The sequence below is a fragment of the Desertivibrio insolitus genome (assembly GCF_017355965.1).
In the GTDB taxonomy this organism is placed as follows: domain Bacteria; phylum Actinomycetota; class Actinomycetes; order Actinomycetales; family Microbacteriaceae; genus JAFIQW01.
In genome coordinates, this window is sequence record NZ_JAFIQW010000005.1 from 128905 (window position 1) to 136725 (window position 7821).

A 7821-nucleotide genomic window follows, 5' to 3' on the forward strand; every position below is an offset into this window, starting at 1 on the left:
CGCGCCGTCACTCTCTCTACTAAGGAATACCGCTGTGACCACTCCGGAACTGCCCCCGGTGTCCGAGCGCGTTCGGGAACTCCACTCCCGGATGACGCTCGAGGAGAAGCTCGCTCAGATCGTCGGCTACTGGGTGGACCAGGGCGGCGAGGTCGTCGCTCCCATGCAGGGAGAGATGGCGGTGTCGGGCCGCTACGAGGAGGCGACCGTGCACGGGCTCGGGCACCTCACCCGGGTCTACGGCACGCGTCCGGTCGACCCGGTCGAGCGCGCCGCCTGGCTGTGGGGCGAGCAGCGCCGGCTCCGCACCGAGACGCGGCTCGGCATCCCCGCGCTGGTGCACGAGGAGTGCCTCACGGGGCTCGCGGCCTGGCAGGCGGCGACGTTCCCGACGCCCCTCGCGTGGGGCGCGGCCTTCGACCCCGAGCTGGTCGAGGAGATGGGCGCGCTGATCGGCGGCTCGATGCGCGAGCTCGGCATCCACCAGGGCCTGGCACCGGTGCTCGACGTCATCCGCGACCCGCGCTGGGGCCGCGTCGACGAGTGCATCGCCGAGGACCCGTACGTCGTCGGCACCATCGGCACCGCGTACGTGCGGGGGCTGCAGAGCGCCGGCGTGCACGCCACGCTCAAGCACTTCGTCGGCTACTCGGCGTCCCAGGCCGGGCGCAACCACGCGCCCGTCCACGCCGGGCCGCGTGAGATCGCCGACGTGCTGCTCCCGCCGTTCGAGATGGCCGTGTTCGAGGGGGGCGTCCGTTCCGTCATGAACTCCTACGCGGAGATCGACGGGGCTCCCGTCGCCGCGACGCCGGAGTACCTCAGCGGCATCCTGCGCGACCGGTGGGGCTTCGACGGCGTCGTCGTCTCGGACTACTTCTCCGTGGCGTTCCTCAACAACATGCACGGGGTCGCCGCCGACAAGGGCGAGGCCGCCGAGCTCGCGCTCGCCGCGGGCATCGACGTCGAGCTGCCCACCGGCGACGCGTTCCTCGAGCCGCTCGCCGAGCGCATCCGGGCCGGCCTGACCGACGAGGCCCTCGTCGACCGCGCCGTGCTGCGCCTGCTCGCCGAGAAGGAGGAGCTCGGCCTGCTCGACGAGACGTTCGAGAACCCGCCCACCGAGATCGACCTCGACACCCCCGAGCACCGCGCCGTCGCGCGTCGGCTCGCGGAGCAGTCGCTCGTGCTGCTCACCAACGACGGCGTGCTGCCCCTCGCCGAGACCGCGGCGGCCGGATCGATTGCCCTGATCGGGCCGAACGCCGACTCGGCCGAGGCGCTGATGGGCTGCTACTCGTTCGCGAACCACGTGCTCGCGCACCACCCCGGCACCCCGATCGGCTTCGAGATCCCGACGCTGCTCGAGTCGCTCCGCGCCGAGCTGCCCTCGAGCGAGATCACCCACGTCGAGGGCGTCGACGTCGAGGGCGACGACGAGTCGCGCATCCCCGCCGCCGTCGAGGCGGCCCGGAACGCCTCGCTCGCCGTCGTCGTCGTCGGCGACCGGGCCGGACTGTTCGGTCGCGGCACCGTCGGCGAGGGCAACGACGTCGAGAGCCTCGAGCTGCCGGGCGTGCAGCGCCGGCTCGTCGAGGAGGTCGTCGCGACCGGCACTCCTGTCGTCATGGTCGTGCTCTCCGGGCGCCCCTACGCGCTCGGCTGGGCGGTCAGCGGGCCCACCGCCCCCGCCGCCCTGCTGCAGGCGTTCTTCCCCGGTGAGGAGGGGGCGCCGGCGATCGCCGCCGTGCTCTCCGGCCGCGTCGCCCCGTCGGGCCACCTGCCGGTGTCGATGCCGCGCTCTGCGGGCGCTCAGCCGTTCACCTACCTGCACCCGATCCTCGGCGGTCACTCCGAGATCACGAGCGCCGACAGCAGCCCGGTGCTCCCGTTCGGTCACGGGCTCAGCTACACGACGTTCGAGCGCACCGAGCTGGAGAGCGACGCGCACGTCGCGGCCGGCGACGCCTTCGAGGCGCGCGTGCGCATCCGCAACACGGGTGACCGCGAGGGCACCGACGTCGTGCAGCTCTACGCACGCGACGTGCAGGCGAGCACGACCCGTCCGACCGCCCAGCTGCTGGCCTACAGCCGCGTCACGCTCGGCCCGGGGGAGGAGGCCGTCGTCACCTTCCGCGTGCCCACCACCCGCCTGGCCTTCACCGACCGCGAGTACCGCCGCATCGTCGAGCCCGGCGAGATCGACCTGTGGGTCGGCTCGTCGTGCGCCGACAAGGAGACGACGGGCGCGATCACCGTGCTCGGTCCCGTACACGAGGTGACCACGGCCGACGCGCGCGTCGCGACGAGCGAGGTCGCTCTGGTCCCGGCGACCGCGGAGCTCTCCGCGAGCGCGGCGACGAGTCGATGACGGGGGAGTCGGGACAGCGACGCGCCCTCGTCGTCCGCGGCGGCTGGGACGGGCACCAGCCCGTCGAGACCACCGACGAGTTCATCCCGTTCCTCGAGGCCAACGGCTTCGAGGTGCGGGTGGAGGACTCGCCCGCGGTCTACGCCGACGCCGACTACCTGCCCACGGTCGACCTCATCGTGCAGACGAACACGATGTCGACGATCGAGGCCGACGAGTTCCAGGGGCTCCGCCGAGCGATCGAGGAGGGCGCCGGGTACGCCGGATGGCACGGCGGCATCGCCGACTCCTACCGCAACAACTCGGACTACCTGCAGCTCGTCGGCGGGCAGTTCGCCGCGCATCCCGGCAAGCACCCGGACGAGCGGACGGGGGAGCAGTCCGACAACTACCTCCCGCACCGGTACGAGATCACGGAGCTCGGCCGGCGTCACCCGATCACCGAGGGGCTCGACGACTTCGAGCTGACGACCGAGCAGTACTGGGTGCTGCACGACGACTACCTCGACGTGCTCGCCACGACGACCCAGGCCGTGCGCCCGTGGGACCCGTGGCACCGCCCGGTCACCTCGCCCGCCATCTGGACCCGGTCGTGGGGTAAGGGACGCATCTTCGTCAGCACCCCCGGGCACCGCGTCGAGATCCTCCGCGACCCCACGGTCCGCACGATCATCGAGAGGGGACTGCTGTGGGCGGCGCGCTGAGGGTCGGCGTCGTCGGCGTTGGCAAGATCAGCGAGCAGTACTTCGCCCAGCTGCCGACGCTGCCGAACCTCGCCCTCACCGCCGTCGCCGACCTCGACGAGCGGCGCGCGAACGAGGTCGCCGCGGAGCAGGGCGTCACCGCGCTGCCGGTCGACGACCTGCTCGCGAGCCCCGACGTCGACGTCGTGCTCAACCTCACGATCCCCGCGGCGCACGTCGAGATCGGCACCCGCGCCCTCGAGCACGGCAAGCACGTCTTCGCCGAGAAGCCGCTCGCGCTCGCCCCGGCCGAGGCGGCACCGATGCTCGCCCTCGCCGAGGAGCGCGGGCTGCGCGTCGGCTCCGCTCCCGACACCGTGCTCGGCACCGGCGTGCAGACCGCTCGGCGGCTGCTCGACGACGGCCGCATCGGCAGCCCGGTCGCCGCGAGCGTGCACTGGACCGCTCCGGGCCACGAGCTGTGGCATCCGGCGCCCGCGTTCTACTACCAGCCCGGTGGGGGACCGCTCTTCGACATGGGTCCGTACTACCTGACGACGCTCGTCACCCTGCTCGGACCCGTCGTGCGGGTCTCCGGCGCCGCGCTGCGGTCCGAGCGCGAGCGCTCCGTCGCCACCGGGCCCCGGCAGGGGGAGCGGCTGGCGGTCGACGTCGACACCCACGTCTCGGCGATCCTCGAGCACGAGGGCGGGGTGCACTCGACCGTCACGGTGAGCTTCGAGGTGTGGGCGTCGCGGATGCCGCTCTTCGAGCTGTACGGCACCGAGGGCACCCTCGCGGTGCCCGACCCCAACCGCTTCTCCGACCCGGTCGAGCTCTGGACCCGCGACGAGCCCGAGTGGACCGTCGCCCCGGTCGCGGGCGGCTACGCCGACGCGGGCCGCGGTGTCGGGCTCGCCGACATGGCGCACGCGATCGAGACCGGGCGCCCGCACCGGGCATCCGGCGAGCTCGCCTTCCACGTGCTCGAGATCATGGACGCCGTGCTGCTCGCCGGTCGCGAGCACCGTGTGGTCGAGTTGACGAGCGCGCCGGCGCGCCCCGCGGACGTGCCCCTCGGCGCGCGCCCGCACACCTGGTGACATCCGTTCCCTTTCCCCTTCCCAGATCACAAGGAGTTCCATGCTCAGCGCCCGCGTCACGCTCGATCCCCGTCAGGTCGTCGGACCGATCAACCGGAGGCTCTTCGGCGGCTTCGTCGAGCACATGGGACGCGGCGTGTACGGAGGCATCTACGAGCCCGGCCACCCCACGGCCGACGAGGAGGGCTTCCGCCAGGACGTGATCGAGCTCGTGCGCGAGCTCGGCATGACGACCTTCCGCTACCCCGGCGGCAACTTCGTCTCCGGCTACCGCTGGGAGGACACCGTCGGCCCGCGCGACGAACGGCCCACCCGGCTGAACCTGGCCTGGCACAGCAAGGAGACCAACGAGTTCGGGCTGCACGAGTTCGCCTCGTGGCTCGGCAAGGTCGACGGCGAGCTCATGCTCGCGCTCAACCTCGGCACCCGTGGGCCGCTCGAGGCGCTCGACTTGCTGGAGTACACGAACGTCCCCGCGGGCACCGCGCTCGCCGAGCAGCGCATCGCGAACGGCCTGACCGAGCCGCTCGACGTGAAGATGTGGTGCCTCGGCAACGAAATGGACGGGCCGTGGCAGCTCGGCCACCGCTCAGCCGACGACTACGGCAAGATCGCGTCGCAGACCGCGAAGGCCATGCGCCAGCTCGACCCGGACATCGAACTCGTCGCCTGCGGGTCCTCCGGCGCCGGCATGCCCACGTTCGGCGAGTGGGAGCGCACCGTGCTCTCGCACACCTACGACGACGTCGACTACATCTCCTGCCACGCCTACTACGAGGAGAAGGACGGCGACCTCGGGTCGTTCCTCGCCTCCGCCGTCGACATGGACCGCTTCATCGAGTCGGTCGTCGCGACCGCCGACCACGTGAAGTCCGTGCGCAAGAGCGACAAGACGATCTCGATCTCCTTCGACGAGTGGAACGTCTGGTACCTCTCCCGCGTCGACAACGACCTCTCGAAGAGCCTCGACGACTGGCCGCTCAACCCGCCGCTCAGCGAGGAGCCCTACACGGTCGCCGACGGCGTCGTCGTGGGCAGCATGCTCATGTCGCTGTTGCGTCACGCCGACCGCGTGACGAGCGCCTCCCTGGCCCAGGTCGTCAACGTCATCGCCCCGATCGCGGCCGAGCCCGGGGGAGCGGCCTGGCGCAAGTCGACCTTCCACCCCTTCGCCGTCACCTCCCGCCTCGCGAGCGGCGACGCGCTGAAGGTCGCGCTCGAGACGCCCGAGTACGACACGAAGGAGCACGGCACCGTCGGCCTCGTCGACGTCGCCGCCTCCTTCGACTCGGCGGCCGGCTCCGCGTCGGTCTTCCTCGTCAATCGGTCGACCGACGAGGAGGCCCGCGTCGTCGTCGAGCTGAGCGAGCTCGGCGTCACGTCGATCGGCGAGGTGCTCACGCTCGCCGACGCGGATCCCTACGCGGCGAGCACGAGCGAGGACCCCGACCGCGTGGGCCTCAAGGAGAACGGCTCGGCGACGCTGAAGGACGGCGTGCTCGAGCTGACGCTGCCCCCGGTCTCCTGGACGGCGGTCGCCCTGGCCTGACCCCGGGCGGGCCCGCCCCGCCGATTGGCTAGGGTGGGCCCGTGGACGGGCAGGCGCGCACCTCGGGTCGGGTGACGCTCAGCGCCGTCGCGGCCGAGGCCGGCGTCTCCCTGTCGACCATCTCGAAGGTGCTGAACGGCCGGGCGGATGTCGCGCCGGGCACGCGCGCGCGGATCGAGCAGCTCTTCGAGCAGTACGGCTACACCCGCCGCGCCGCCGCCACCCAGCGCTCCACCCTGCTCGAGGTGGTGTTCCACGAGCTCGAGAGCCCGTGGGCCCTCGAGATCATCCGCGGCGCCGAGGCGGTGGCGCGCGAGCGGGGGATGAGCATCGTCCTCACCGAGAGCGGCGACCTGCATTCCCCGGGCTCCGAGTGGATCGAGGGCGTGCTGCAGCGCCGTCCGGCGGGCGTCGTGCTCGTCGTCTCCGACCTCGACCCCGGTCACAAGACGCAGTTGCGCTCGCGCGGCATCCCGTTCGCCATCGTCGATCCCGGCGGGGACCCGTCGCCCGACGTGCCCTCGGTCGGCTCGGCGAACTGGTCGGGCGGGCTCGCTGCCACCCGGCACCTGCTCGAGCTCGGTCACCGGCGCATCGCCGCGATCACCGGACCGGCCGAGCTCATGTGCTCGATGGCGCGGCTCGACGGGTTCCGGTCCGCCATGCACGCCGCCGGGGTCGCGGTCGACCCGGATCTGGTCGAGTTCGGCGACTTCCACGTCGACGGCGGACGACGCATCGCCCTGCGGATGCTCGAGCGGGACGACCGCCCTACCGCGATCTTCGCCGGCAGCGACCTGCAGGCCCTCGGCGTCTTCGACGCGGCACGGATGCTCGGCCTGAGCGTGCCCCGCGACGTGTCGGTCGTCGGCTACGACGACCTCCCGCTCGCCGAGTGGTCGAGCCCGCGCCTCACGACCGTGCACCAGCCGCTGCGCGAGATGGCGGAGACCGCCGCGCGCCTCGTGCTCGACCCGCAGGACGACGGCGCCCCGGCCCGGCTCGACCTCGCGACGGCCCTGGTCGTGCGGGACAGCACGGCGCCTCTCGCGAGCCCCGCGTAACAGGCCCGCGAGCCGGGCTAGGTTACTCGGGTGCCAACTCGAGAGCGTTACACCCACGGCCACCACGAGAGCGTCCTGCGCACCCACTCGTGGCGCACGGCCGAGAACTCCGCGGCCTACCTCCTGCCGCACCTCACGCCGGGGATCTCCCTCCTCGACGTCGGCTCGGGTCCCGGCACCATCACTGTCGACTTCGCCGAGCGTCTCGCCCCGGGGCGCGTCGTCGGCGTCGACGCCGCCGAGAGCGTCGTCGAGCAGGCGGCCGGCCTCGCCGCCGAGCACGGGCTCACGAACGTCGAGTTCCGCACCGGCGACATCTACGCGCTCGACTTCCCGGACGACACGTTCGACGTCACCCACGTGCACCAGGTGCTGCAGCACGTCGGCGACCCCGTCGCCGCGCTGCGGGAACTCCGCCGCGTGACGAAGCCCGGCGGCATCGTCGCCGCGCGCGACGTCGACTACGCGGGCGTGCTCATCCACCCGCTGCCCGACGGCCTCGCCAAGTGGTACTCGACGAACCTCGCCGTCGCGCGCGCGAACGCCGGCGACCCCACGGCCGGCCGCAGGCTCAAGGCCTGGGCGATCGAGGCCGGCTTCGAGGACGTCACCTCGTCCGCCTCGATCTGGTGCTTCGCCTCGGACGAGGAGCGCGAGTGGTGGGGCGGCGCCTGGGCAGAGCGGGCGATCCGCTCCGACTTCGCGGCGCACGCCAAGCGGCACGGCCTCGCCACCGACGAGGACCTGCAGGAGATGAGCGCGGCGTGGCTCGAGTGGGTCGCGGCCCGCGACGGCTGGCTGGGCATGCCGCACGGCGAGATCCTCGCCCGGGCCTAGCCGCTCCGCGGCGTGGCTGGGAGAACGCCGACGGCGCACCGAAATCGGCTGAGCGCCGCATGCGCCGCGACTAGCGTGAAAAACATGAGCGATCGCGCACGTCTCCTCTCGGTCCGCGTCCTCCCCGCGGAGGTGACCCGGTGACCCGCGCCAGCCTGCTCGTCCTCGGAGCGGACGGCGACCTCACGAAGCGGCTGCTGCTGCCGGGCCTCAC

General features: G+C 72.5%; 6 protein-coding genes. All 6 read left to right on the top strand.

Annotated features, from left to right (window positions below):
* The first annotated feature begins 34 nt into the window (after window positions 1–34).
* The 6 genes from JUB10_RS12760 to JUB10_RS12785 are packed head-to-tail and all read left to right on the top strand — an operon-like array spanning window position 35 to window position 7607.
* Entirely contained in the window at window positions 35–2371 is a 2337-nt protein-coding gene (locus tag JUB10_RS12760) for a beta-xylosidase/alpha-l-arabinosidase (protein WP_455905762.1), read from the top strand.
* Window positions 2368–3075 (top strand): ThuA domain-containing protein, encoded by a 708-nt coding sequence (locus tag JUB10_RS12765; RefSeq protein WP_207457297.1) that lies wholly within the window; start codon window positions 2368–2370, stop codon window positions 3073–3075. The genes JUB10_RS12760 and JUB10_RS12765 overlap by 4 nt, the downstream gene beginning before the upstream one ends.
* The gene (locus JUB10_RS12770) at window positions 3060–4157 is read left to right on the top strand and encodes a Gfo/Idh/MocA family protein (protein WP_207457298.1); all 1098 of its coding nucleotides are present in this window, start codon (window positions 3060–3062) and stop codon (window positions 4155–4157) included. The genes JUB10_RS12765 and JUB10_RS12770 overlap by 16 nt, the downstream gene beginning before the upstream one ends.
* A 40-nt stretch (window positions 4158–4197) precedes the next feature.
* The gene (gene arfA, locus JUB10_RS12775; protein WP_207457299.1) at window positions 4198–5706 is read left to right on the top strand and encodes an arabinosylfuranosidase ArfA; all 1509 of its coding nucleotides are present in this window, start codon (window positions 4198–4200) and stop codon (window positions 5704–5706) included.
* 41 nt (window positions 5707–5747) lie between these two features.
* A complete protein-coding gene (locus JUB10_RS12780; RefSeq protein WP_207457300.1) occupies window positions 5748–6770 on the top strand; it encodes a LacI family DNA-binding transcriptional regulator in 1023 nt (340 codons plus the stop codon).
* A gap of 30 nt (window positions 6771–6800) precedes the next feature.
* Window positions 6801–7607 carry a methyltransferase domain-containing protein gene (locus JUB10_RS12785; RefSeq protein ID WP_207457302.1) on the top strand — a complete coding sequence of 269 codons (807 nt, stop codon included), beginning with the start codon at window positions 6801–6803 and terminating at the stop codon, window positions 7605–7607.
* Window positions 7608–7821 lie beyond the last annotated feature (214 nt).